At 63.4% G+C, this 21,271-nt stretch carries 24 protein-coding genes; 15 read left to right on the top strand and 9 right to left on the bottom strand.

Going from position 1 to position 21,271, the window contains the following annotated elements:
- Positions 1 to 157: 157 nt before the first annotated feature.
- The 5 genes from AC56QP_RS04655 to AC56QP_RS04635 all read left to right on the top strand — a co-directional run bounded on the left by AC56QP_RS04655 (position 158) and on the right by AC56QP_RS04635 (position 2,132).
- The gene (locus tag AC56QP_RS04655; RefSeq protein WP_256749745.1) at positions 158 to 385 is read left to right on the top strand and encodes a hypothetical protein; all 228 of its coding nucleotides are present in this window, start codon (positions 158 to 160) and stop codon (positions 383 to 385) included.
- On the top strand, positions 385 to 792 hold the full coding sequence (locus AC56QP_RS04650) for a hypothetical protein (protein ID WP_489860740.1): 408 nt from the start codon (positions 385 to 387) through the stop codon (positions 790 to 792). The genes AC56QP_RS04655 and AC56QP_RS04650 overlap by 1 nt, the downstream gene beginning before the upstream one ends.
- Position 793: 1 nt before the next feature.
- Entirely contained in the window at positions 794 to 961 is a 168-nt protein-coding gene (locus tag AC56QP_RS04645; protein WP_489860741.1) for a hypothetical protein, read from the top strand.
- Between the two features lie 4 nt (positions 962 to 965).
- Complete coding sequence (locus tag AC56QP_RS04640) at positions 966 to 1,349, top strand: YkgJ family cysteine cluster protein (RefSeq protein WP_489860742.1); 384 nt, start codon at positions 966 to 968, stop codon at positions 1,347 to 1,349.
- A gap of 171 nt (positions 1,350 to 1,520) precedes the next feature.
- Positions 1,521 to 2,132: a LysE family translocator gene (locus AC56QP_RS04635; RefSeq protein ID WP_256749747.1), complete on the top strand. Its 612-nt coding sequence runs from the start codon at positions 1,521 to 1,523 to the stop codon at positions 2,130 to 2,132.
- Between the two features lie 19 nt (positions 2,133 to 2,151).
- On the opposite strand, the gene AC56QP_RS04630 is transcribed toward AC56QP_RS04635, so the two are convergent.
- The 3 genes from AC56QP_RS04630 to AC56QP_RS04620 are packed head-to-tail and all read right to left on the bottom strand — an operon-like array spanning position 2,152 to position 4,072.
- Positions 2,152 to 2,520: a nuclear transport factor 2 family protein gene (locus tag AC56QP_RS04630; protein WP_489860743.1), complete on the bottom strand. Its 369-nt coding sequence runs from the start codon at positions 2,518 to 2,520 to the stop codon at positions 2,152 to 2,154.
- A 32-nt stretch (positions 2,521 to 2,552) separates the two neighbouring features.
- The gene (locus tag AC56QP_RS04625; RefSeq protein WP_489860744.1) at positions 2,553 to 3,017 is read right to left on the bottom strand and encodes an OsmC family protein; all 465 of its coding nucleotides are present in this window, start codon (positions 3,015 to 3,017) and stop codon (positions 2,553 to 2,555) included.
- A 44-nt stretch (positions 3,018 to 3,061) separates the two neighbouring features.
- The gene (locus tag AC56QP_RS04620) at positions 3,062 to 4,072 is read right to left on the bottom strand and encodes a zinc-dependent alcohol dehydrogenase family protein (protein WP_489860745.1); all 1,011 of its coding nucleotides are present in this window, start codon (positions 4,070 to 4,072) and stop codon (positions 3,062 to 3,064) included.
- Positions 4,073 to 4,171: 99 nt separating this feature from the next.
- Here AC56QP_RS04620 and AC56QP_RS04615 point away from each other — a divergent pair, with 99 nt between their 5' ends.
- Positions 4,172 to 4,807, top strand: coding sequence for a TetR/AcrR family transcriptional regulator (locus AC56QP_RS04615; RefSeq protein ID WP_489860746.1), 636 nt, complete (start codon positions 4,172 to 4,174; stop codon positions 4,805 to 4,807).
- A gap of 22 nt (positions 4,808 to 4,829) precedes the next feature.
- On the opposite strand, the gene AC56QP_RS04610 is transcribed toward AC56QP_RS04615, so the two are convergent.
- Positions 4,830 to 5,708 carry an EamA family transporter gene (locus AC56QP_RS04610; RefSeq protein WP_489860747.1) on the bottom strand — a complete coding sequence of 293 codons (879 nt, stop codon included), beginning with the start codon at positions 5,706 to 5,708 and terminating at the stop codon, positions 4,830 to 4,832.
- Positions 5,709 to 5,824: 116 nt separating this feature from the next.
- Here AC56QP_RS04610 and AC56QP_RS04605 point away from each other — a divergent pair, with 116 nt between their 5' ends.
- Positions 5,825 to 6,727 carry a LysR family transcriptional regulator gene (locus tag AC56QP_RS04605; RefSeq protein ID WP_489860748.1) on the top strand — a complete coding sequence of 301 codons (903 nt, stop codon included), beginning with the start codon at positions 5,825 to 5,827 and terminating at the stop codon, positions 6,725 to 6,727.
- Between the two features lie 137 nt (positions 6,728 to 6,864).
- On the opposite strand, the gene groL is transcribed toward AC56QP_RS04605, so the two are convergent.
- The 3 genes from groL to AC56QP_RS04590 form a co-directional block, all read right to left on the bottom strand.
- Entirely contained in the window at positions 6,865 to 8,520 is a 1,656-nt protein-coding gene (gene groL / locus AC56QP_RS04600) for a chaperonin GroEL (RefSeq protein ID WP_091577362.1), read from the bottom strand.
- Positions 8,521 to 8,582: 62 nt separating this feature from the next.
- A complete protein-coding gene (gene groES, locus AC56QP_RS04595; protein ID WP_006203049.1) occupies positions 8,583 to 8,879 on the bottom strand; it encodes a co-chaperone GroES in 297 nt (98 codons plus the stop codon).
- 238 nt (positions 8,880 to 9,117) lie between these two features.
- The gene (locus tag AC56QP_RS04590; RefSeq protein ID WP_489860749.1) at positions 9,118 to 9,915 is read right to left on the bottom strand and encodes a class I SAM-dependent methyltransferase; all 798 of its coding nucleotides are present in this window, start codon (positions 9,913 to 9,915) and stop codon (positions 9,118 to 9,120) included.
- Between the two features lie 73 nt (positions 9,916 to 9,988).
- Here AC56QP_RS04590 and AC56QP_RS04585 point away from each other — a divergent pair, with 73 nt between their 5' ends.
- Positions 9,989 to 10,840 carry an ATP-grasp domain-containing protein gene (locus tag AC56QP_RS04585; RefSeq protein WP_489860750.1) on the top strand — a complete coding sequence of 284 codons (852 nt, stop codon included), beginning with the start codon at positions 9,989 to 9,991 and terminating at the stop codon, positions 10,838 to 10,840.
- A 9-nt stretch (positions 10,841 to 10,849) separates the two neighbouring features.
- On the opposite strand, the gene AC56QP_RS04580 is transcribed toward AC56QP_RS04585, so the two are convergent.
- Positions 10,850 to 11,476 carry a TetR/AcrR family transcriptional regulator gene (locus tag AC56QP_RS04580; protein WP_489860751.1) on the bottom strand — a complete coding sequence of 209 codons (627 nt, stop codon included), beginning with the start codon at positions 11,474 to 11,476 and terminating at the stop codon, positions 10,850 to 10,852.
- 123 nt (positions 11,477 to 11,599) lie between these two features.
- Between AC56QP_RS04580 and AC56QP_RS04575 the strand changes: the two genes are divergently transcribed.
- The 3 genes from AC56QP_RS04575 to AC56QP_RS04565 are packed head-to-tail and all read left to right on the top strand — an operon-like array spanning position 11,600 to position 15,220.
- Positions 11,600 to 12,787, top strand: coding sequence for an MFS transporter (locus AC56QP_RS04575; protein ID WP_489860752.1), 1,188 nt, complete (start codon positions 11,600 to 11,602; stop codon positions 12,785 to 12,787).
- Between the two features lie 10 nt (positions 12,788 to 12,797).
- Positions 12,798 to 14,078, top strand: coding sequence for a D-arabinono-1,4-lactone oxidase (locus tag AC56QP_RS04570; protein WP_489860753.1), 1,281 nt, complete (start codon positions 12,798 to 12,800; stop codon positions 14,076 to 14,078).
- Positions 14,075 to 15,220, top strand: a complete 1,146-nt coding sequence (locus AC56QP_RS04565) for an alanine racemase (protein ID WP_489860754.1) — start codon at positions 14,075 to 14,077, stop codon at positions 15,218 to 15,220. Before AC56QP_RS04570 ends, AC56QP_RS04565 begins: the two co-directional genes overlap by 4 nt.
- A gap of 4 nt (positions 15,221 to 15,224) precedes the next feature.
- Here the strand turns inward: AC56QP_RS04565 and AC56QP_RS04560 are convergent, their stop codons facing one another.
- Positions 15,225 to 16,058, bottom strand: coding sequence for a GyrI-like domain-containing protein (locus AC56QP_RS04560; protein WP_489860755.1), 834 nt, complete (start codon positions 16,056 to 16,058; stop codon positions 15,225 to 15,227).
- 361 nt (positions 16,059 to 16,419) lie between these two features.
- On the opposite strand from AC56QP_RS04560, the gene AC56QP_RS04555 reads away from it, so the two are divergent.
- The 4 genes from AC56QP_RS04555 to AC56QP_RS04540 all read left to right on the top strand — a co-directional run bounded on the left by AC56QP_RS04555 (position 16,420) and on the right by AC56QP_RS04540 (position 21,052).
- Positions 16,420 to 17,418: a LacI family DNA-binding transcriptional regulator gene (locus AC56QP_RS04555; protein WP_489860756.1), complete on the top strand. Its 999-nt coding sequence runs from the start codon at positions 16,420 to 16,422 to the stop codon at positions 17,416 to 17,418.
- Positions 17,415 to 18,932, top strand: a complete 1,518-nt coding sequence (locus tag AC56QP_RS04550; protein ID WP_489860757.1) for a sugar ABC transporter ATP-binding protein — start codon at positions 17,415 to 17,417, stop codon at positions 18,930 to 18,932. Before AC56QP_RS04555 ends, AC56QP_RS04550 begins: the two co-directional genes overlap by 4 nt.
- On the top strand, positions 18,932 to 19,981 hold the full coding sequence (locus AC56QP_RS04545; protein WP_489860758.1) for an ABC transporter permease: 1,050 nt from the start codon (positions 18,932 to 18,934) through the stop codon (positions 19,979 to 19,981). Before AC56QP_RS04550 ends, AC56QP_RS04545 begins: the two co-directional genes overlap by 1 nt.
- A gap of 78 nt (positions 19,982 to 20,059) precedes the next feature.
- Positions 20,060 to 21,052 carry a substrate-binding domain-containing protein gene (locus tag AC56QP_RS04540; RefSeq protein WP_489860759.1) on the top strand — a complete coding sequence of 331 codons (993 nt, stop codon included), beginning with the start codon at positions 20,060 to 20,062 and terminating at the stop codon, positions 21,050 to 21,052.
- Positions 21,053 to 21,271 lie beyond the last annotated feature (219 nt).

Raw genomic sequence — 21,271 nt, 5'->3', positions numbered from 1 at the left:
TTGTGTTTCTTGCCGCCGAAAGTGCGCCGCACTCGGCCGGAACGTGCTAAGGGAACGCTCCAGCAACTTGAACCCGCTGCCGTATTTCTTTGTGCGTGGTCTAACCGACGACCCGGTCTCGTCCTATCGGCACCAGACTCCTGACAGGAGAAAGATTTTGACCACCAGTTCAAAGACAGCCGTCGATCAGCCCGTGTCCCTGTTCAGCAAGACGCGAACCCAGTCGATGTCGCTCAACCGCATCATTTCCGAACGCGATGCCGTCAGCGAGGCACGGGAAGCCAAGACCGCGCGCCTGCGCGAACAGCGCCTGGAGAAGGAGGCTGACGAAATGGCCGCGGCCGCGGCGCTTGCGGCCTTGCCAAAGCGAGCCGGAAGACGCTGATGGCCTCCAAGCGCGTGCCTCCAAAGATGATCGCCGCCGACTCGACGATCGCCGACGTGGTCGAAGGCCTCAACAAGCCGGTCGAATACGTACGCCGGGTGCTGGAAAAGCTGGAGCGCTGCAAACGCGCCCATGGCGATGCACAGGTGCGGCTCGGTGTACGCGGTCGCGCCGAATGCCCGAACTATCTGATCGAATATGTCCGCGAAGACGCCAAGACCCATGAACGGGTGACCCACCAGGATGCCGCCTACAGCGGCAGCACGCATCGCGAACTGGCGCCTCATCACATCGAGGCGGTGAAGAACTGGTCGCCCGAGGAAATGAACATCACCGCGGTTTCGGCCCTGATCGGCCGCTTGCGCAATCCGCGCGCGCCATCACCGCGTTTCGTCGACGAGGACTGACATGGCCATAAAATTCTCCGCCAAGCACCAGCCGGCAACACCCGCTGTCGCCGCAAAGCCGGCCAAGCCGGTTGCCGCACCGAAAACCGCTGATACCGCCGAGGCCCCGACCGATCTGTTCAAGTCGCCGGTGGATTCGCCCAAGGGCAAGACGGGCAAGAAGAAATAGCGCGTTGCCGCAGGACGCTGATCGTAATCCCGCCGCGCCGGGGCTGTTCGCCCAGGTGGCCGCCGCAGGCCTTTCGTCGTCGCGACTGAGCACCGCTCCTCTCTTCGACTGCCAGAGCTGTGGCGCCTGCTGTTCCTACTCGGCGGAGTGGCCGCGTTTTTCCACCGAGGATGACGCGCAACTCGACCGCATCCCGGCGAAATACGTAGCAGCCAACGAATCCGGCATGCGCTGCGAGGGCGTGCGCTGCTCGGCGCTGTCCGGCGAGGTCGGCAAGTCGACCGCTTGCGGCATTTACGAGGTGCGCCCGGATGTCTGCCGCGCTTGCATGCCGGGCGATGATGATTGCCTGATGGCGCGCCGCGCGCATGGATTGCCGACGGCTTGAAGCGCATCGCGTTGAACGGATTCGGTCGACGCGGTTCAAGCCCTTGTTTTGTGCATGTCGTTCTCCCAAAAAATGCTGAGCACCACATGCATTCACACGGACCGCCGGTGGTTGTGCTCGCAGCCCTTGCTGGCTAGGCTGCAAGAGGGCAGGGCCGTGGAGGATCATCCCTTGAGCATCGAATTCCTGTTGACGTCGCTGATCGTCGTGGCCTCGCCCGGCACCGGCGTTCTCTATACGCTGAGCGCCGGCCTTTCGCGCGGCGCCCGCGCCAGCATCATTGCCGCCTTCGGCTGCACGCTCGGCATCATCCCGCATATGGCGGCGGCCATCACCGGCCTGGCAGCGCTGCTGCACACCAGCGCGGTCGCCTTCGAGACGCTGAAATACATCGGAGTCGCCTATCTGCTCTACATGGCCTGGAACACGCTGAAGGAAAAGGGCGGCCTGAGCGTCGAGGACAATGTCGCGCCGCGTTCGGCTGGCAAGGTGATTGCCACCGGCATCCTCGTCAACGTGCTCAATCCGAAACTGTCGATCTTCTTCTTTGCCTTCCTGCCGCAGTTCGTCAGCACCACCGAGCCGCATGCGCTGTCAAAGATGCTGGAGCTGAGCGGCGTCTTCATGCTTTTGACCTTCGTCGTTTTTGTCGGCTACGGCATCTTCGCGGCCTCGATCCGCACCCATGTCGTGTCGCGGCCAATGGTGCTGACCTGGATGCGCCGTACCTTCGCCGGCGCCTTCGTCATGCTTGGCGCCAAGCTGGCGTTGGCGGACCGATAGCGGCACCAGGTGAGGGCGACTATCCCTTGACGTATCCCATCGCTTCGACGATCAGCCCGTTCTCGACGCGCATCAGATTGACGCCGCGGACCGAGTTGCCGTCGGCGAGCCAGTAGCGCCAACGGATCGTCCCCCGTTCGCCTGCAACGAATGTCTCCTCGAGGTCGAAACGCGTGCCCGGCTGGGTGGCGATCGCCGACCACAGCTTTACGCAGGCCTCCCGGCCGGCATGACGGGCGCCATCCGGAGCCGGGCCGGTGTTTTCGATCACGCACTGCTCGGCGACCAATGCGGGGAGTGCCGACGGATCGTGCAGCTGGAACACGTCATTGAAGCGCCGCATGATTTCGGCCGTCTGCGTGGAGCGGTCATCTGGATGGAGGGTCATGACGCTGTCCTGTATCATCTCATCTCCTGGTTTCATTGCCTCGTGCTGGCGGTCGCGACGAGTTCGGCCTTGAGCGTGATGGTTGCCACGCCGGCGAGGGCGCGGGAGACAAGGCATGACGCTTTCGCCGTCTCTGCGAGATCCTGGAACTCATCCGGGGCGAGGCCCGGGACCTCGGCTTGCGTCTCAAGCTCGATGCGGGTGATCGTCGGCCCGGCAGCGGTTGCGCCGAGATGCACCTTGGCCACGGTGCTGATGCTTGCCGGGATATGGTCGGCCCTGCCCAGTATGGCGCTCAGAGCCATCGAGAAGCAGCCGGCATGCGCCGCCGCGATCAGTTCCTCCGGATTGGTGCCGGGGCCATTCTCGAAACGCGACGGGAAGGAATAGGCGCCTTCGAAAACGCCGCTGCCGAGCCGCAGCCGACCTGAACCTTCCCGCAGCGTCCCTTGCCACACCTTCCCGCAGCGTCCCTTGCCACTCGGCCGAGGCTTCACGAATTGTCATTGTTCGTTCTCCCTTATCTTGAGAAATCGATGGGTCAGGCGCCGTCGACGACCACTTTCCCGAAGACGTCGCCCTGCTGGAAATAGCGGTAGGCATCACCTGCCTCGGTGAAGGCAAAGACCTTGTCGATGACGGGCCGCAGGCGGTGTTGCGAGACAGCGCGCAGCATGGCTTCGAGATTGGTCCGGTTGCCGACGAAGAGGCGGCTGATGGTGGCGAGGCTGCGCTGGTAGAGCGCTGCCGGCATCTGGATCGATCCGCCCTTCGCATCCTGCAGTGTGAGCAGCACGATGTGCCCGTAAAGCGTGCTGGCGATCAGCGACTGCGCGAAGGTCGCAGGGCCACCGGTCTCGACGACGAGATCGACGCCGCCGGTCTGGCCGCGGACGGTCGCACCCCATTCGGGCATGTCCGATGTCGAAATCACAAGGTCGGCGCCTAGCACCCGTAGCCTGTTAGTCTTCTCGCCACGTGAGGTGACGGCGACGACGCGGCAGCCGAGCAGCTTGGCGAACTGCAGTGCAAAGAGCGCGACGCCGCCCGAGCCGATGACCAGAACCCATTGGCCGGGCTTGGGAATTCCGGCTCCCGTCACCGCATTCCAGGCGGTCAGGCCGGCGCAGGTCAGCGTTGCCGCTTCATGCCAGTCGAGATGGTCGGGCAGGCGTACTGCCCATTGCTCGTCGAGAACGGCGTATTCGGCCAGCATGCCGTCCAGCGTGCAGCCGAGCTGATCGATGAGCCCGGCATTGATGCGCCCATCGATCCAGCGCGCGAAATAGCTGCCGGTCACGCGATCGCCGACAGCGAACCGCGTCACGGCATCGCCGATGGCGACAATTTCGCCCGCTCCATCGCTCAGCGGAACGACGCCGAGGCGCGGCGTTAGTGGATAGGTGCCGTTGAGGATCATCGTGTCGCGCCGGTTGAGCGAGGTTGCGCGAACGCGCACCACGATCTCGTGCGGTTTCGGCTGCGGCTGCGCCTCGTCGCGCATCACCAGGCACTCGGCCCCGCCGGACCCTTCAAGACGATAAATGCGCATGCCTGGTTCCTCGAATATGTAGACTGATCTACATATTATGTAGACCGATTGTCATATTCAGCGCAAGGCCTATAGTGATGGCTGCTGACAGAGGTTGACATGGCGAACGACACCCGCACCCGCATACTCGAGACGACCGGGCTGCTGCTCAGGCAGCGCGGCTACCATGGCACCTCGCTCAACGACATTTTGAGCGCCAGCGGCGCGCCGCGTGGCTCGCTCTATTTCCATTTTCCCGGCGGCAAGGACCAACTGGTCATCGAGGTGACGCGCGACAGCGTCGCCGGGGTGACGGAGAGGCTGGGCGAGGCGCTGGCCGCCGAAAAGGATCCGGCCGTGGCCGTCCATCATATCTACCAGTCGGTGGCGCGCATGCTGGAGGACAACCAGTTTTCGCTCGGCTGTCCGATCGCGCCTGTCGTGCTGGACTCGCCGACAGACGTACCGGAACTGGCGGACTTGTGCCGCTCGGCTTTCGAGCAGTGGATAGGGTTGCTGCGGGAGGCCTTCGTCAGGGCAGGGGTGCCCGAGCGCCGCGCCCACGCTTTGGCGCTGCTGGTCGAATCGTCACTGGAAGGACTGATGGTGATCGCCCGTGCCACCCGCGACCGCGCCCCGCTGTGGGCGGTGGCCGATGAAGTCGCGGCGTTGATCGAAGGTGCCGTGCTGACTGGAGGAGGCCGCAACCGCGACGCGGCGATTTCCGCGACCGAAACACCGTCGCAAGGAGCCTGATATAGCGATGCGCCCGACTGGATCAGGCGTGCTTCTGCACCAGCATTGTCCACCTCAGCGGCGCCACAACGACCACCAAGCCGGCAAGGATCAGCATCATTCCTAGGACGCGGGTCGCTTCAAACTGCTCGCCCAGCACCATCCTGGCGGAAAGCGCTCCGAAGATCGGTACCAGAAGCGAAAATGGCGCGACGGTTCCGGCCGGATATAGCTTCAGCAAATGGCCCCAAATGGCATAGCTTAGAATGGTCGAGAGCACAGATATGTAGATGACCGCGCCCGCACCGCTCCAGCGCATTGCCGTCAGGGCGTGGGCGATCGTCGTCGGTCCGTCGAGCAGCATTGACAGCGCGAAGAGTGGAACGGGTGGGATCAGGCTCTGCCAGACCACCATTGCAAGCATGTCGACCTTGCCGGCGCCACGCAGCAACACATTACCGAATGCCCAGCACAGCGCCGACGCGAGGCACAGACCAAGGCCGGCGGTGGAGAAATCGCCTCCGACAGTGAGCCCGATCACGCCCAGCCCGGCAAATGCAACCAGGGACCCGGCGACCTGACGGGCCGTCGGCTTTTCCCGCAGCACGATTGAGGCGATGAGAATGGTCAGAAAGGCCTGCGACTGCAGCGTCACGGATGCGAGCCCCGCGGGCAGCCCAAGTGCCATTCCCGTGAAAAGCAGGGCGAACTGGCCAAGGAACAAGGTTGCGCCAATCCAGAACAAGCGGGGCCACGGCACATTTGGGCGGGGCAGGACCAACGCCGGCAGCGAGGCGACGACAAATCGCAGTGCTGCGAGCAGCAGCGGCGGGAAGCTGCCGAGACCAATGCTGATGACGGTGAAGTTTATCCCCCAGATCGCCGCCACCAACAGCGCCAGAAGCATATGCCGAGGTCTCATGATTTCGCGGTCCCTCGCTGAGGATGCGGTGACGATTATTCGTCTTCCATCCCGGGAGAATATCGCGTTACATGACATAACTGAAACAACGTAACTGGAATGCAGATATAAACAGAATGGAAAACAAGTCTGTCGATCTCAATCTGCTTGTGGTGTTCCAGATGCTCATGAGCGAGTTGAGCGCAACGAGAGCCGCCGCACGGCTGGGGCTTAGTCAGGCTGCGGTCAGCGCATCGTTGAGGCGGCTGCGGGCGCTCTATAGCGATCCGCTGTTCACGCGCACACAGCGCGGCCTGCTGCCGACGCCGCGCGCTGTGATCCTGCGACCACTGATCGAGGAAGCGCTGGGGATCATCAGTGGAACGCTGGATAGCACGAGCCCGCAGGCGGAAGATCGGGCGAAAGTCGTTGTCGTCAGGGTTGGCCTTTCCGACGATTTCGAAATGGCGTTCGGCGCAGGCATCATCAAACTGGCCAAGCAGAGAATGCCCAATGTCAGGATCATCCTGCGCCAGACCAACAGCTTCGTGGCGGCGCAAGCGCTGAACGACAAGGAAATCGACCTCGCCATCACCTCGGGTGGCGTCACCGATAGCCGGCTGAAACACATCTCGGTTGGGAGCTCGGACTACATGATCGTCTATGATCCTCGCTCCAGACCCGGGCGAGAACCGTTCACGGTGGAAGAATACCTTTCACGAGATCATATCCTGGTTTCCTATTCCGGCCTGAGCGGCGTCACCGACGACGTGCTTGCCGAACATGGACTGCGGCGCAGGGTCCTTGCCGCGACCACGCATTTCTCCGCCCTGTCTTTTCTCTTGTGGAACAGCGATGCACTGGCGACGATTCCAAGCCATGCCGCGCGCGCACTGTGCGGCCAGGGCCCATTTGAGATGGGGGCCTGTCCCTTGCAGTTTCCGCGTTATGCATTCGGGGTGAGTTGGCGTTTCGATACCGTTCGAACGCCAACGGTGATGCAGGTGCGCGATGTGATCGTTGAGTCGTTCGGCGTCTGATCAATGAAAAAGGGCGGCATTTCTGCCGCCCTTTATATGCATAAGCCAAAGTAGCTGGATTAGAAATCCATGCCGCCACTCAAGCCCGCTTGCGGGCTTGAGCAACCCTGGATTCATGGGCGTGCTTTATGGACTTCTTAGAAGTCCATGCCGCCCATGCCGCCCATGCCGCCGCCGCCCATGCCGCCAGGCATGCCGCCGCCAGCCGACTCCTTCTTCGGAGCCTCCGCGATCATGGCTTCGGTGGTGACCAGCAGGCCTGCGACCGATGCCGCGTCCTGGAGAGCCGTGCGCACGACCTTGACCGGATCGACGATACCCATGGCGATCATGTCACCATATTCGCCGGTCTGGGCGTTGTAGCCGAAGGTCGCGCCCTTGTTCTCAAGGATCTTGCCGGCAACGATCGATGCTTCCGCACCGGCGTTCGACGCGATCTGGCGGGCCGGAGCCTGCAGCGCGCGGCGCACGATGTTGATGCCAGCAGCCTGGTCGGCATTGGCGCCGGTGGCCTTGATGTTGGCCGAAGCGCGCAGCAGGGCAACGCCGCCGCCTGCAACGATGCCTTCTTCCACGGCCGCGCGGGTCGCGTTGAGGGCGTCATCGACGCGGTCCTTCTTTTCCTTGACTTCGACTTCCGTCGCACCGCCGACGCGGATCACCGCAACGCCGCCCGCCAGCTTGGCGAGACGTTCCTGCAGCTTCTCCTTGTCGTAATCCGAGGTGGTCTCTTCGATCTGCTGCTTGATCTGGGCAACGCGGCCCTGGATCTCGGCCTTCTTGCCGGCGCCGTCGACGATGGTGGTGTTCTCCTTGGAGATCGACACCTTCTTGGCGCGGCCGAGCATGTTGAGGCCGACGTTCTCGAGCTTGATGCCGAGGTCTTCCGAGATGACCTGGCCACCGGTGAGGATGGCGATGTCTTCCAGCATGGCCTTGCGGCGATCACCGAAGCCCGGCGCCTTGACGGCGGCGATCTTCAGGCCGCCACGCAGCTTGTTGACGACCAGCGTGGCCAGGGCTTCGCCTTCGACGTCTTCCGAGATGATGAGCAGCGGCTTCGAGGTCTGCACGACGGCTTCGAGGACCGGCAGCATGGCCTGCAGGTTGGAGAGCTTCTTCTCGTGCAGGAGGATGTAGACGTCCTCGAGTTCGGCAACCATCTTGTCGGCGTTGGTGACGAAGTAGGGCGAGAGGTAGCCACGGTCGAACTGCATGCCTTCGACGACTTCGAGTTCGGTCTCGGCGGTCTTGGCTTCCTCAACCGTGATGACGCCTTCGTTGCCGACCTTCTGCATCGCTTCCGCGATCATCTTGCCGACCGACTCATCGCCATTGGCCGAGATCGTGCCGACCTGGGCAACTTCCTCGGAGGTCTTGATCTTCTTGGCAGCCTTGCCGAGCGCCGCGACGACTTCGGTCACGGCCAGGTCGATGCCGCGCTTCAGGTCCATCGGGTTCATGCCGGCGGCAACCGCCTTGTGGCCTTCCTGGACGATCGACTGCGCCAGAACGGTCGCGGTCGTGGTACCGTCGCCGGCGATATCGTTGGTCTTCGAAGCGACTTCGCGCACCATCTGCGCGCCCATGTTCTCGAACTTGTCTTCAAGCTCGATTTCCTTGGCGACGGTGACGCCGTCCTTGGTGATGCGCGGGGCCCCGAACGACTTGTCGATGACGACGTTGCGGCCCTTGGGGCCGAGCGTGACCTTCACCGCGTCGGCGAGGATGTTGACGCCGCGCAGCATGCGCTCACGGGCGTCGCGGGAGAATTTTACGTCTTTGGCAGCCATTTTTAGCTCCTGGCAGGGGCTTGCAGTAAGCCCGGGAATTCAGTTGAGGGTGAGGCCGATATTCAGCCGATGATGCCCATGATGTCGGATTCCTTCATGATCAGAAGGTCTTCGCCATTGAGCTTGACTTCGGTGCCCGACCACTTGCCGAACAGGATGCGGTCGCCAGCCTTGACGTCCAGCGGGACGAGCTTGCCAGCTTCGTCACGAGCGCCGGAGCCGACAGCGATGATCTCGCCTTCCTGCGGCTTTTCCTTTGCCGTATCCGGGATGATGATCCCGCCGGCGGTCTTGGATTCGGATTCGACCCGGCGAACGACCACGCGGTCATGAAGCGGGCGGAACTTCGACTTTGCCATTTTTTCTTCCTCGATGAGAACGGTGAGAACAGTTCCTCCGTCCGGCGGCGCCGGACACATGGTTAGCACTCACCGAGGGCGAGTGCTAACGTGGCGCTGAGATAGGCTGCCGGCCTGTGAGAGTCAAGGCGCGCGAGAGGGCGCGATCGCGCGAAATTTTGTTCGCGCAGGCGACGGGTTGCAGAATGCGTCGGTTGCCGCTTGGGAGCGACGAGGAATTTTGTCCATCATTCGGATTCTATCGGTGCCGGGGTGATCGCAGCACCAGCAGCGGGCATCGCTCGGCGAGCCCATAGGTGCCGGTCGCCACGATGCGAACGTCGCCGAAGAAGGCCTCTGCTTCATGCACCAGCGTCGCAACCGGAGCGAAGCTGTAGATGGCCGGCGAATTCCTGTAGACGTCGATGGTACCGATGACCGGTATGTCCCAGCCCGTGCGCGCGCAAAGCTCGTCGCGGTCGGGAAACAATTCGTCGAATCTCTTGAGGATTGCCTGCACCGGAATGGCGTGATCGGGCAGGCCCCTCGTGGCTGTCATTGCAACGAGCCATTTGAGTGCATGGAAGGTCGGGACGCCGCCCGAAAGGGCGAGCGTTCGCACCGCCTGCGGATCATCCGGCGTTTCCGGGCTGGCATAGAGCCGGAGACCTGCGCGGCCGTTGGGCCCGAGCACGCGCGCGATCTCCGCGAACAACGCCCGCCGCGCGACGGAAAGGCCGAGTGCCGACAGGCAGCCGTCACCGATCACCGCATCCATGCTTGCTCCGGCAACCGGCATGTCCAGCCAGTTGCCTGCCACCGCCTTGCGTGTGGCGGTGTCGCCTGGCCAGATGCCGGAGATCATGGTGGGGGATTCATCGACCGCCAGCATCGTCCTGCCGAGACCGGCAAGTTCCGGCGTGACCCCGAGCAGCACCACGTCGAGCGATTGCAGACTGAGTTCGCGCTCATAAGTGGCGACCGCTTCCGGCGGCGGACAGAGCGGCGGCCCGAGAAGCCGCCAATGGCGGCGAATTGCATCCCAATGATTTGTCATGCAAAACGACTTGGGGGATGTGGGGGCATGGTTTCTTCGAAACTGTTGGTTGTCTGCTGGGTATAGAGAGGCCATGGCTCGCATTGCCGTGATAACGCATGAGTATGACCGGTTCCAGAGCCGGCGCGGCCTTCTATTGCGCCAGGACAGTCCCTACATGCTGTTCGACCTTCTGGCCGAGTTGAAGAGGCGTGGCCACTCGACACAGATTCTGCGCGGGCCTTCGTCAAGGCATGATGCCGATATCGCTGTGCTGCATGTCGATGCGACGGTGACACCGGCCGACTATGTCGAGTATGCGCGCGGATTTCCGTTCTGCCTCAATCTTGGCGCGGCCGACATTTCCAAGCGTCGGATCAGCGGCGCGGTCCTCAAGGACGGTGACCATTGGGACGGCCCCGTCATCGTCAAGAGCAACCTCAACCATTGGGGGACACCCGAGCAGCAACTCAATCGGCAAGCCGAGCGCGCCGGCAAGGCCGAGCCTTTTCCGGGCGTGCGGATATTCGATCAATACCAAGTCCACGCTTCGCTGGCCGAAGTTCCGCCGGAAATGCGTGTGCGTACCGACCTGGTCGTGGAGAAGTTCATTCCCGAACCGGCGCCTGACGGTTTTGCGGCCCGGTTTTGGATATTCTGCGGCGATCGTGAGCGCTGCACTCGTTATGTCTCACCGCAGCGCCTCGTAAAAGGCGACGACACGATCCGCCGAGAGGCTGTTCCCGTACCCGAAGAATTGCGCGCCTTGCGCCATCGGCTTGGCTTCGACTACGGCAAATTCGACTTTGTCATGCATGGGGGCAGGGCGGTGTTGCTCGATGCCAACAAGACGCCCGGCCGCGCCAGGAACCTGTCGAAGATCGTCGCTGCCGGCACCGCCAATCTGGCGGACGGTTTTGAAGGTCTGATCCGTCGGGCCGGATAGACGGATACTCTAAAGAAACAGCCGCAACTGCGTGTGGATGATCGACCGGTAATCCTCGATGGTCCGGCGGCTTGCCGCTTCGCCTTCCGCAAGCGCCAGGCGCACCACTCCACCGGCGAGCTGGAAGATCAGCAGAACCATGCGTTCGAACTGCTCGTGCTTCTCCGGCTCCAGCAAGGCGATGACATGGTCGCAGAACATCTTGGCTTGATGCCGGGTTTCGGCGATGTCGAGATTCTTGAGCGCCTTGTCGGCCTGGATAGCGTTCTGCAGATCCTGGATGGCCGGATCGCCGGCGACGCGGCTGTGATAGTCGTCGAGCAGCCGGTCGGCAGCGGCGATCACGTCCTTCGCTTCGCGAACGTCGGCGATAATCGCTGTCAATCGCGCGCGGCTGACCTCTGAAAACCGCTCATAGAGCATTGCCAGGATCGCCGACTTGTTGGGGAAGTAGTGATAGACGGTGGCGATCGGCCCACCGGCCAGCATGCCGACTTCCTTCATGGTGACGGCGTCGATGCCCTTCTCGCCGATCAGCCGCATGGTCGTCGACAGGATGGCGTCGATGCGCTCGCGGCTGCGCTCCTGCTTGGGTCTGCGCCTGGGTTCGGTGGCCGTTCGCCGTGCTTCTTCCATGCGCCCGTTCTCTCGCGAGATTGCAAATTCCGATTGACAAAAAATATGATCAAGTATCAGTTTCTGGAATGCTGACAGATTGTCAGTTTTTTTGCCGCGCGGCAAGGACGTTGGGAGGCGCCTTTGGCTTCGACAAATGCCGGATACACCGGCGATGGCGATTGGCTGGTCGGCAACCCGACCAGCGGGCAGCTTGCCTCGGCCCTGTGGATCGGGTCGGTCGGCCTGCTCATTCTCGGTCTGCAGCCCGTCTTGCTCGGCGCCCTTTACACCGAGGGCCATGTCAGCGGCGATGAGTTGGCGTTGGTCGCCACCGCCGAAATGATCGCCATCGCGATCGGCTCGGCGATTGTCGCGATGCTGCTCTCGGCTCACAAGATGCGCTGGAAGAGTGCGGCCCTGCTGCTTCTGCTGGCACTGGCGAACGTCTGGACAGCCTATGCTGCCGGCGCCGATACGCTGATGGCGGCACGCGCCCTGGCCGGCCTTGCCGAGGGTGGCCTCGTCGCGGTCGCCACCGAGCTGATTGCCCGTTCGCGGCGCGCCGAACGCATCGGCGGTTATTTCGTCACCATGCAGACGCTGGCGCAATGCGTTCTTGCCCTGTTGCTGGCACTCTATGTCATCCCCGCCGCCGGATCGGCGGGTGGCTTCATCGTTCTCGCCATCGTCTGCGTCGCGTCGCTGGTGGTCGCCTTCATCGTTCCCGCTGACTATGACGACCTGCCGAAGGACGAGAATCTCGCCAGTGTGGTGACGGTTCCTTCGATCACCGCTTTGTTGTCGGTCTTTTGCTACTTCATGTTCTTTGGCGCGGTCTGGGCGTTTCTGGAGCCGCTTGGCGCGCAATTCGGCATCGATGGCCGCACCGTCGGCCTGATCGTCTCGGCCAGCCTTGCGGTACAGGTTCTGGGCGCGATGACGGCGACCATGTTCGAGGCGCGCATCGATTATCGGCTGGCCATCACCGCGATCGGTGCCGTGGCGCTTGTCTGCTCCCTGGTTCTCGCAAGCGGACCGGGCCTCACGACATTCTGGGTCGCCGCCTTGGTCATGGGCTTCATTCTGTTGTTCATCGTGCCCTACCAGATCCGACTGGCGATCACCGCCGATGAGACTCGCACCGCCGTGCTTTTGGTGCCGGCCGCGCAGCTCTTTGGCCTGGCGATCGGGCCAATCGCTGCGTCGCTGCTCATCGACGGCAAGGATTTTCGGCCGGTGCCGGAATTCGCCGCCGCCAGCGCCGTCGCCAGCGTGGCGCTGCTCGGCCTGTTCATCCTCATGTCGCGGCGTCGCCGCGCCGTTGCCTGAGCGAGGCAAGATGTCGAACAACTGGAGCAACTGGTCGGGCTATGTCACTGCCGAGCCCCGGCTGATCGCCAGCCCCAATGACGCCGGCGAGCTCGCCGATCTCGTTCGTAGTGCACCCGGCCCGGTGCGCGTCGTCGGTGCCGGCCATTCCTTCACGCCGCTGGTGAAATCCGAAGGGACGATCCTGTCGCTTGAGAAATTCGAGGGTCTGGTGTTGCACGATACCGGGCGGCATCAAGCGCGCGTGCGGGCAGGGACGCGGCTTGGCCCGCTCATGCACATCCTGCAAGGTCTTGGCCAGGGCCTGCCCAATATGGGTGATATCGACCGCCAGGCGATAGGCGGCGCGCTGGGCACCGCCACGCACGGCTCGGGACCGACGCTCGGCGCCTATCATACCCAATTGGAAGCGGTCGAGATCATCGATGGGCTCGGCAAGGTCCGTGAATTCAAGCGGGCAGGCGATCAGGACATGATCCACGCCATCGGCGTCGCCTTAGGGGCATTCGGCATCCTGAGCGAAGTGACGCTGAACAACATTGCTACCTACCGGCTGCGCCGCCGCAAATGGGTGCTGCCGATCGCCGACATGCTGCGCGATTTCGAAACGATGATGGCCGCGCATCGTTCGGCCGAATTCTACTACATTCCGTTCTCCGGCTACGCGCAGTTCATCGCGAGCGATTTGAGCGACGCCGCACCCACCGCGCGGCCGCCGGAGGAAGACGAGGCGGGCCTGAGGACGCTGCGCCGGCTGCGCACCGCGCTTGCCTGGCTACCGGCGCTGCGCCGCCGGCTGATCCTGGGCGCCGTCGCCAAATTGCCGGCCGAGGATTATGTGCAGGACTGGCTCAACGTCTATGCCAGCGACCGGCAGACCAAATTCAACGAGATGGAATATCACTTGCCCTACGAGGAAGGGCCGAAGGTCTTGGCCGAAATCATCGCGCTGACCGAGAGGCACTTTCCCGAGGTCTATTTCCCGATGGAGGTGCGCACCGTCGCGCCCGACGATTTCTGGCTCTCGCCGTTCTACAGAAGACTCACCTGTTCGATCGCCATCCACCACGATGCGGCGAGCGACCCGCAGCCGTTCATGCGCGCGGCCGAGCCGATCTTCCGCAAGTATGGCGGCAGGCCGCACTGGGGCAAGATGCACAGCCTCAAGGCGGCGGATCTGAAAAAGCTCTATCCGCGCTGGGATGACGCCATGGCGGTGCGCCGCGACATCGATCCACAGAACCGCTTCGTCTCGCCTTACATGGCCGGCCTGCTCGGCATTGAACAATGAGCGCCTATTTCGCCACTCTTTCGCATGCGCTGAAGGACGCCGGCATCTTCCAACCTTGCCTGCTGCTCGATCTCGACCGGCTGGACAGCAACATCGCCCTGGTGAAAGAAAGGCTTGACCCAGATCTTGCCGTGCGGCTGGTCGACAAGTCGCTCGCCTGCCTGCCGCTGCTTTCGCATATCGGCGAAGCCCTCGGCACCGTCCGCTTCATGACTTTCCATCCGCCCGTCACGCAAGCCGTGTTGAAGGCATTTCCCGACGCGGACATTCTGTACGGCAAGCCGATGCCGGTCGGCGCGGCGAGGGCCGTGCTTTCAAACAGCGCGGCCGACTGGTCGCGCGTTTGCTGGCTGATCGACTGCGAGGAGAGGCTGGCGGAATATGGCGCTCTGGCGGCCGAACTGAACATCGAGTTGCACATCGCTTTCGAGATCGATGTCGGGCTGCATCGCGGCGGGTTCGGGCAACCGGAGGCCTTGTCGAAGGCGTTGAACACGCTGTCGGCCCACGAACGGCTGCATTGCGAAGGCGTCATGGCCTATGAGGCGCATGCGCCGCACATTCCCCGCCTGTTCGGCGGGCCGGCCAAGGCATTGGCTGAAGCATCCAAACGTGCCGCCGCCTTCGTTGCCTGCCTCGGCGCCGACCAGCGCCGCATCTTGAACATCGGCGGCAGCAAGACCGCGCTGCTTCACCACGGCGGCGTGGCCAACGAGGTGTCGATGGGCTCGGCCTTCGTGCTGCCTGGCGATTTCGATACGCCTGGCCTCGAAGGCTTCGTGCCGGCGGCCTTCGTCGCCACGCCGATCCTGAAAGTGGTCGAGCCGATGCTGCCTGGTCCGCCCGCCGTCTCCCGCCTGCTGCGGGCGTTCGGCCGGTTTCCGCGTAAGGGCTGCTACCTCTACGGCGGCAAATGGATGGCCGAGCCGGTGTTTCCCGCAGGCATGAAGACGAACAGCCTGCTCGGCCTGTCCTCCAACCAGCAATTCATGGGCCTGCCGGCGGATGCGACCGCAAGGCCGGGAGACTACGCATTCCTGCGGCCGACACAGAGCGAGGCCGTGCTGCAGCAGTTCGGGTCGATCGTCGTGTTTTCCGGCGGCAGGATCGCCGATCGTTGGCCGGCACTGCCGATGGCGTGATCAGTTACGCCTTCACCGGTATCCAGATCTCCAGCCCGCCATTGCCGCTGCGCGGATCGAATTCGGGTCCGTAGCGTTCGAATTCAGGGGCGTCCGATATTTCGTGCCCGGAGGCCGGCAGCCATTTGTTCCAGATGGTGTTGACCGTGCGGCGGATTGTCGAGACGTGCTCGCGATGGGTGAACACGGCATATTTCTGCGCCGGCACCCGCACGCGGCTGAATTCCTTGGGAAGGTCGGAAAAGTCGGTCACCTCGACGCCGGCGATGTAATCGAAATTGCCGGTATCGTCGCCGTTGACGCAGACGCCGTAAGCGACGTCGCCGGTTTCGCCCGGTATGTTGCCGATATAGGGGCCAAAGCGCTGCCATTGCATCGGAATGGCGGCGCTGGTTTCGCAACTGTAGCGTTCGCCGAGGCCGGCGATCAGGAACGGCCGGCTGGTCTCGAAGCGCGGCGGTTCGAGCTTGGCAAGAAAGGACTGGTCCATCAGGATCGGCTCCACGAGGTCGAGATTGTTGAGCGTGCCTTGCGCGCGCACCAGTTCCGGCGTGGTGCCGAACTGATCGCGGAAGGCACGGGTGAAAGCCTCATGCGAGTTGTAGCTGGCATCGAGCGCGACGCGGAGGATGTCGGGCGCCCCGGCGGCCAGCTTGCGGGCCGCTTCGGTCAGCCGGCGCGCGCGCATATAGCCCATCACCGAGCGGCCGGTGGCAGCACCGAAAGCCCGTGTCACATGAAACCGCGACACGCCGCTGCTTTGCGCCACATCGTCGAGCGAGACCGCTTCCGGCAGATGGCTTTCGACAAACCATAAAGCTTTCTCTGTCGGGTTCATGTGTTCCCTCTTGATTGGCCCAATTTTCGAATTAGCAGCTCTCGCATTGGCAGGACCAGGGTGCCGTCTTTCTGCGAGGTCAGTTTGATCGAAATTGTGCCTCTCGCAAATCCAAACGAAGCTGTCGCCAGCCGATCTCGCTGCATGGCCACGCGATCACGGTTAGCGTCGCTGACCGGCCTCGCAACCGAATTTCCTCAGCGGCGCCTGAGACGAGAAATTAGTCGGAAATAGCCATCGAAGCGATTGCGCAAACGTTTCGATGGTCATAGGGTGACTCCCAATGCGCCATCAACAGAGCGCAATGGAAACACTCAAGACAGGGAGAAGCGCGTGCGCGTTGGGCTCCGATCGGGTTGTAATGGCAACCATGGCTGAAGTCGCACGCCGCGCTGGAGTGTCGGTGTCGACTGTTTCTCACGTCATCAACCGAACGCGTTTTGTCTCGCCCGCCAAGGCCAGGGTGGTCAACGACGCGATCGCCGCGATGGGCTATCAGCCCAACGAACTGGCGCGGTCGCTGAAAGTGGCCTCGACCAACAGCGTCGGCCTGGCGATCTCGGCGATTTCCAATCCCTATTTCACCGACATCATCTGCGCGGTCGAAGCGGAATGCGCGCGCCTCGGCCTGATGGTGTTCCTCTCTGACACGCAGGAGGATCCAGACCGCGAGCTTTCGGTGGTGCGCGCCTTCCATCAGAGGCGGGTCGACGGCGTCATCCTGGCGCCGTCGGGCGCGCCGCAGCGAGCCATCGACTATCTGGCCGAGAAGAAGCTGCCCTGCGTGCTGATCGACCGCTTCGCCGACGATCGCTTCGACCAGATCGGCGTCGAGAACCAGTCGTCGATGCGGGCCCTCATCGATCACGTCGCCTCCTTCGGCCACAAACGCATCGGCTACATCGCCGGCCAGCCGGGACTGGCGACGACGCGCGAACGCATCGAGGCTTTCCAGTCATCGCTGGCGGCCAATGGACTTGCTTTATTGCCGCACTATGTGTCGTCGGAGAACGTCGACACGGCGAGCGCAACGGCATCGACCCATGCCATTCTGTCATTGCCTTCGCCGCCCACGGCATTGGTCACCGGCAACAACATGACGACGATCGGAGCGGTGCGGGCGATCCGCGAAAGGGGCCTCTCGATACCGGGGGACATCTCGCTCGCCGGGTTCGACGACTTCGAATGGGCCGATTGTTTCGAGCCGCGGCTGACCCTTGTCGCACAACCTTGCACCGAGATCGGACGGCAGGCCGCGGCACTGCTGTCCGCCCGCATCGCCTACAGTGGTCTGAAGCCGCAAGCGGTGCGGCTGCAGGCGACGCTGCATGCCCGTGAATCCTGCGGGAGACCGGCATGAGCGCGCCGCTGCTGTCGGTCACCGGCGCCGTCAAGCGCTTCGGCGGCGTACAGGCGCTGCGTGGCGTCGATTTCGACCTCAGGGCGGGCGAGATTCACGCGCTGCTTGGTGAGAACGGCGCCGGCAAGTCGACATTGATGAACCTTTTGTCGGGCGTCTACACGCCCGACGAAGGCACCATCCAGATCGACGGCAAGCAGGTAGCCTTCAACAATCCGCGTGAAGCTCAAGCTGCCGGCATCGCCACCATCTTCCAGGAGCTCGACCTGGTGCCGACGCTCGACGTGGCGGCCAACCTCTTCCTTGGCCGGGAGCTGATGCGGCCGGGCGGCTTCCTCGATGTGCCGGCCATGCGCAGTGAGGCGCGCAAGCGGCTCGAAGCCATCGAACTCGCCATCGATCCCGCCAGGCTGGTAGCCGACCTGTCGATCGGCCAGCGCCAGGTGGTGGCGATAGTCAAGGCGCTGTCCTACGCATCGCGTGTGTTGATCATGGACGAGCCGACGGCAGCGCTGACGGTGGCCGAGGTCGAAAGGCTGTTCGATGTCATGCGCAAGCTCGCCGCCAGCGGCGTCGGCATTGTCTATATCTCGCATCGCCTGGAGGAGGTGCCGCAGATCGCCGACCGGGTGACGGTCATGCGCGATGGACGGGTGGCCGGTATCACCGAGCCACACGCGCCGCAGGCCGAACTGGTCAGGCTGCTGGTCGGGCGCCCGCTCAACGAGCTCTTTCCAGCGCGCGCCAAGGCGACAGGCAGGGCGCTGCTGCATCTGCATGACGCCACCTTCCACCTGTCGCGCGAAAGTGCCGGCTGGCAGGCGCCGACAGGCGTGTCGCTCGATGTGCATGAGGGCGAGATCGTCGGCCTCGCCGGCATCATGGGGGCAGGGCGCACCGAGCTGCTCAGCGCGCTCTATGGCACCGGCCTGTCCGGCCGCTGGCAAGGCGACGTCGCCATCGACGGCCGCCCGGTCAAGCTGGATTCGATCAAGGCGGCGCGAGCCGCCGGCATTGCCTTCGTCACTGATGACCGCCGTGGCAGCGGCCTGATGCTGCGCATGGCGCTCGGCCTCAACCTGGTCATGTCGGTCATCTCTCGCATCTCGCCCTTCGGGCTGATGTCGGCGCGGCGGCAAGCGGAAGCGGTCAAGCAGTCCTTCGGCCAGTTCGACATCAGGCCGAAGAATCCAGACATCGCCGTCGGCGCGCTTTCGGGCGGCAACCAGCAGAAGGTGGTGCTGGCCAAGGAGATCCTCGGCAATCCGCGGCTGCTGCTGCTCGACGAGCCGACGCGCGGCGTCGATGTCGGCGCCAAGGGCGAGATATACGCGCGGCTGCGGCAACTGGCGGCGCAGGGGCTCGGCATACTGGTCGCCTCCAGCGAGATGCCGGAGCTGATCGGCCTGTGCGACCGGATCGTGGTGCTGCGCCAGGGGCGCAATGTCGCGGAATTCATCGGCGGCGTCGACGAGCACACGGTGCTTGACGCGGCAAATGGCAGGGAGGCCTGATGTCTGAACAGAAGATTTCGGAGGCAAGCGGCCCTGTGGCCGCCGCACCGGTACATCGCGATCCGCTGGCGCTGATCGTGCGCTTCCAGAGCCTGATCGGCCTGGTGCTGGTGGCGATCGGCGGTGTCATCTTCTCGCCGCGCCGTCACGGAGAGATACTGTTCCTCGACCCCGACAACATTGCCAACATCGTGCGCGCGGTGTCGGAGACCGGAATCATCGCCATCGGCATGACCTTCGTCATCATCACCGCCGGCATCGACCTTTCTGTTGGCGCGGTGCTGGGGCTGTCCAGCGTCGTCACCGCGACGATGATGATCTCCGGCGGCTTCGGGCTGATCCCCACCATCCTTGCCGTGCTCATCATGGGCATCGTCTTCGGCACGATCCAAGGCACCATCTCAAGCCGTTTCCGGCTGGAGCCGTTCATCGTCACGCTGGCCGGCCTGCAGGCGGCGCGTGGCCTGGCGCTGGTCGTCTCGGGCAACCAGTACATCAACATTTCCTATGGAGACGGGCCGGGACTGGCACCGCCGGTGTTTGCGATCCTCGGCGAGCGGCTGTTCAACAACACCGTGCCGGTCGCCACCATCGTCTTCATCGTCTTTGCCGCGATTGCAACGATCGTGCTCAACACCACGCGCTTCGGTCGCTATGTCTTTGCCGTCGGCGGCAATGAGCGGGCGGCGCGCATTTCGGGCGTGCCGGTGTCGATGGTCAAGATCAGCGTCTACGCGATCACCGGCTTCGCCGCCGCGCTCGCCGGCATCGTTCACGCCGGGCAGTTCAATTTCGGCAGCGCCAATGACGGCATGGGCTACGAACTGACCGCAATCGCCGCAGTGGTCATCGGCGGCACTAGCCTGTTCGGCGGCGCCGGCTCGATGGTCGGCACCGTCGCCGGCACGATTATGCTGGGTGCGCTAGCCAACATTCTGCAGCTCAACAATATCACGCCAGCCCTGCAACTGCTCGCGACCGCCGCGATCATCGTGCTGGCGGCAGTACTCCAATCCCTCGTTCGCCGCCGCGAGGGTTTGGGTCGCTAGGGAGGTCGGCGGCACGCAAGTGGAAGACTGTGAAACCAAGGTCTGGCTGCTGAGGCCCGACGAGGAGGAGAGTGAGTTATGAAAGCCATTCAAAGAGGATCGTGGCGTCTAAGCTGGCAGGCTGGCCTGCTCGCCGGGACGTGTATGTGCATGGCAGGTGTTGCGCAAGCCGCCGACCCGATGGTCAAGGCCTGTGCGAAGGACGGCCAGTTCATCATTGGCTTTTCGCAAGCCAACAATGCCGAACCCTATCGCCAGCACGTCAATGACGAGCTGACCGCGGCGGCCAAGGAAGTGCCGGGCTTCACGCTGCAGATTGCCGATGGCGCCGGCAACGTCAACACGCAGACGTCGCAGGTCGACAACTTCATCACCCAGAAGGTCGATCTGCTCCTGATCTCGCCCTTCGAGGCGGCGCCGCTGACGCCGGCGGTGAAGCGCGCCATGGATGCCGGCATTCCGGTCATCGAACTCGACCGCAAGACGGTGGGCGACCCCGGCAAGGACTACACCGCCTTCATCGGCGGCGACAATTACAAGATCGCGCTCGAGGCCGGCAAATACACCGCCAAGACCTTGCTACCTGAAGGTGGCGAGGCGGCGGTGCTGGAAGGCCTGCCGAGCTCAACGCCGGCAGTGGAGCGGCTGAACGGCTTCAAGGACGGCGTCAAGGAGAATGCCAAGATCCAGGTCGTCGCCGAGCAGGCGGCGGATTGGGTGCCGGACAAAGCCCAGACAGCGTTCTCGGCGATGCTGCAGGCGCATCCCGACATCAAGGTGCTCTATGCCTCAAATGACATGATGGCGGCTGGCGCGCTGCTCGCCGCAAAGGGAGCGGGCAAGCAGGTCAAGATCATCGGCACCGACGGCCTGCCGGGTCCGGCCGGTGGCATCGAGGCGGTAGCCAAGGGCGACTGGGCGGCGACCTTCACCTATCCGACCGGCGCCAAGGAAGCGATCGAGATGTCGAAGAAGATCCTGCTCGATTGTGCCTCTTCGGTCGAACCCGTCGTCACCGTCGAGACCACGGCAATTACCGCCGAGAATGCAAAGCAGCTGATGGGCAAGTAGACCCTGGCTGCCAGCATCTTGGACCCATAGCGGAGTTCACACGAACCCGCTGTGGGTCCTTTCTCGAGCGATTCCAGCTCGTTGGCTGCATCGGCAGGCTGGGGGCTGGCTAGCTATTTCTTGACCGGCGTGCCGCCGCAGCTTGGCCGCACCATCGGCTCGCTGTCCAGCGGCGAACCCCAGCGCGCGCCATGCGCAGGCGTCCAGGATCCAGTTCCT

The sequence above is a fragment of the Mesorhizobium sp. RCAM 05104 genome (genome assembly GCF_059683645.1).
Note: the sequence above shows the minus strand (reverse complement) of the source record. Positions and strands in the feature narration are given on the sequence as shown.

What these genes read in the sequence shown, in the direction of transcription:
- AC56QP_RS04590 (WP_489860749.1), bottom strand. Translation starts at nt 9,915, where the DNA reads ATGACAAATCATTGGGATGCAATTCGCCGCCATTGGCGGCTTCTCGGG.
- AC56QP_RS04620 (WP_489860745.1), bottom strand. Translation starts at nt 4,072, where the DNA reads ATGCGCATTTATCGTCTTGAAGGGTCCGGCGGGGCCGAGTGCCTGGTG.
- AC56QP_RS04540 (WP_489860759.1), top strand. Translation starts at nt 20,060, where the DNA reads ATGAAAGCCATTCAAAGAGGATCGTGGCGTCTAAGCTGGCAGGCTGGC.
- AC56QP_RS04565 (WP_489860754.1), top strand. Translation starts at nt 14,075, where the DNA reads ATGAGCGCCTATTTCGCCACTCTTTCGCATGCGCTGAAGGACGCCGGC.
- AC56QP_RS04585 (WP_489860750.1), top strand. Translation starts at nt 9,989, where the DNA reads ATGGCTCGCATTGCCGTGATAACGCATGAGTATGACCGGTTCCAGAGC.
- AC56QP_RS04560 (WP_489860755.1), bottom strand. Translation starts at nt 16,058, where the DNA reads ATGAACCCGACAGAGAAAGCTTTATGGTTTGTCGAAAGCCATCTGCCG.
- AC56QP_RS04545 (WP_489860758.1), top strand. Translation starts at nt 18,932, where the DNA reads ATGTCTGAACAGAAGATTTCGGAGGCAAGCGGCCCTGTGGCCGCCGCA.
- groL (WP_091577362.1), bottom strand. Translation starts at nt 8,520, where the DNA reads ATGGCTGCCAAAGACGTAAAATTCTCCCGCGACGCCCGTGAGCGCATG.
- AC56QP_RS04650 (WP_489860740.1), top strand. Translation starts at nt 385, where the DNA reads ATGGCCTCCAAGCGCGTGCCTCCAAAGATGATCGCCGCCGACTCGACG.
- AC56QP_RS04605 (WP_489860748.1), top strand. Translation starts at nt 5,825, where the DNA reads ATGGAAAACAAGTCTGTCGATCTCAATCTGCTTGTGGTGTTCCAGATG.
- AC56QP_RS04645 (WP_489860741.1), top strand. Translation starts at nt 794, where the DNA reads ATGGCCATAAAATTCTCCGCCAAGCACCAGCCGGCAACACCCGCTGTC.
- AC56QP_RS04610 (WP_489860747.1), bottom strand. Translation starts at nt 5,708, where the DNA reads ATGAGACCTCGGCATATGCTTCTGGCGCTGTTGGTGGCGGCGATCTGG.
- AC56QP_RS04555 (WP_489860756.1), top strand. Translation starts at nt 16,420, where the DNA reads ATGGCAACCATGGCTGAAGTCGCACGCCGCGCTGGAGTGTCGGTGTCG.
- AC56QP_RS04570 (WP_489860753.1), top strand. Translation starts at nt 12,798, where the DNA reads ATGTCGAACAACTGGAGCAACTGGTCGGGCTATGTCACTGCCGAGCCC.
- groES (WP_006203049.1), bottom strand. Translation starts at nt 8,879, where the DNA reads ATGGCAAAGTCGAAGTTCCGCCCGCTTCATGACCGCGTGGTCGTTCGC.
- AC56QP_RS04630 (WP_489860743.1), bottom strand. Translation starts at nt 2,520, where the DNA reads ATGACCCTCCATCCAGATGACCGCTCCACGCAGACGGCCGAAATCATG.
- AC56QP_RS04550 (WP_489860757.1), top strand. Translation starts at nt 17,415, where the DNA reads ATGAGCGCGCCGCTGCTGTCGGTCACCGGCGCCGTCAAGCGCTTCGGC.
- AC56QP_RS04615 (WP_489860746.1), top strand. Translation starts at nt 4,172, where the DNA reads ATGGCGAACGACACCCGCACCCGCATACTCGAGACGACCGGGCTGCTG.
- AC56QP_RS04580 (WP_489860751.1), bottom strand. Translation starts at nt 11,476, where the DNA reads ATGGAAGAAGCACGGCGAACGGCCACCGAACCCAGGCGCAGACCCAAG.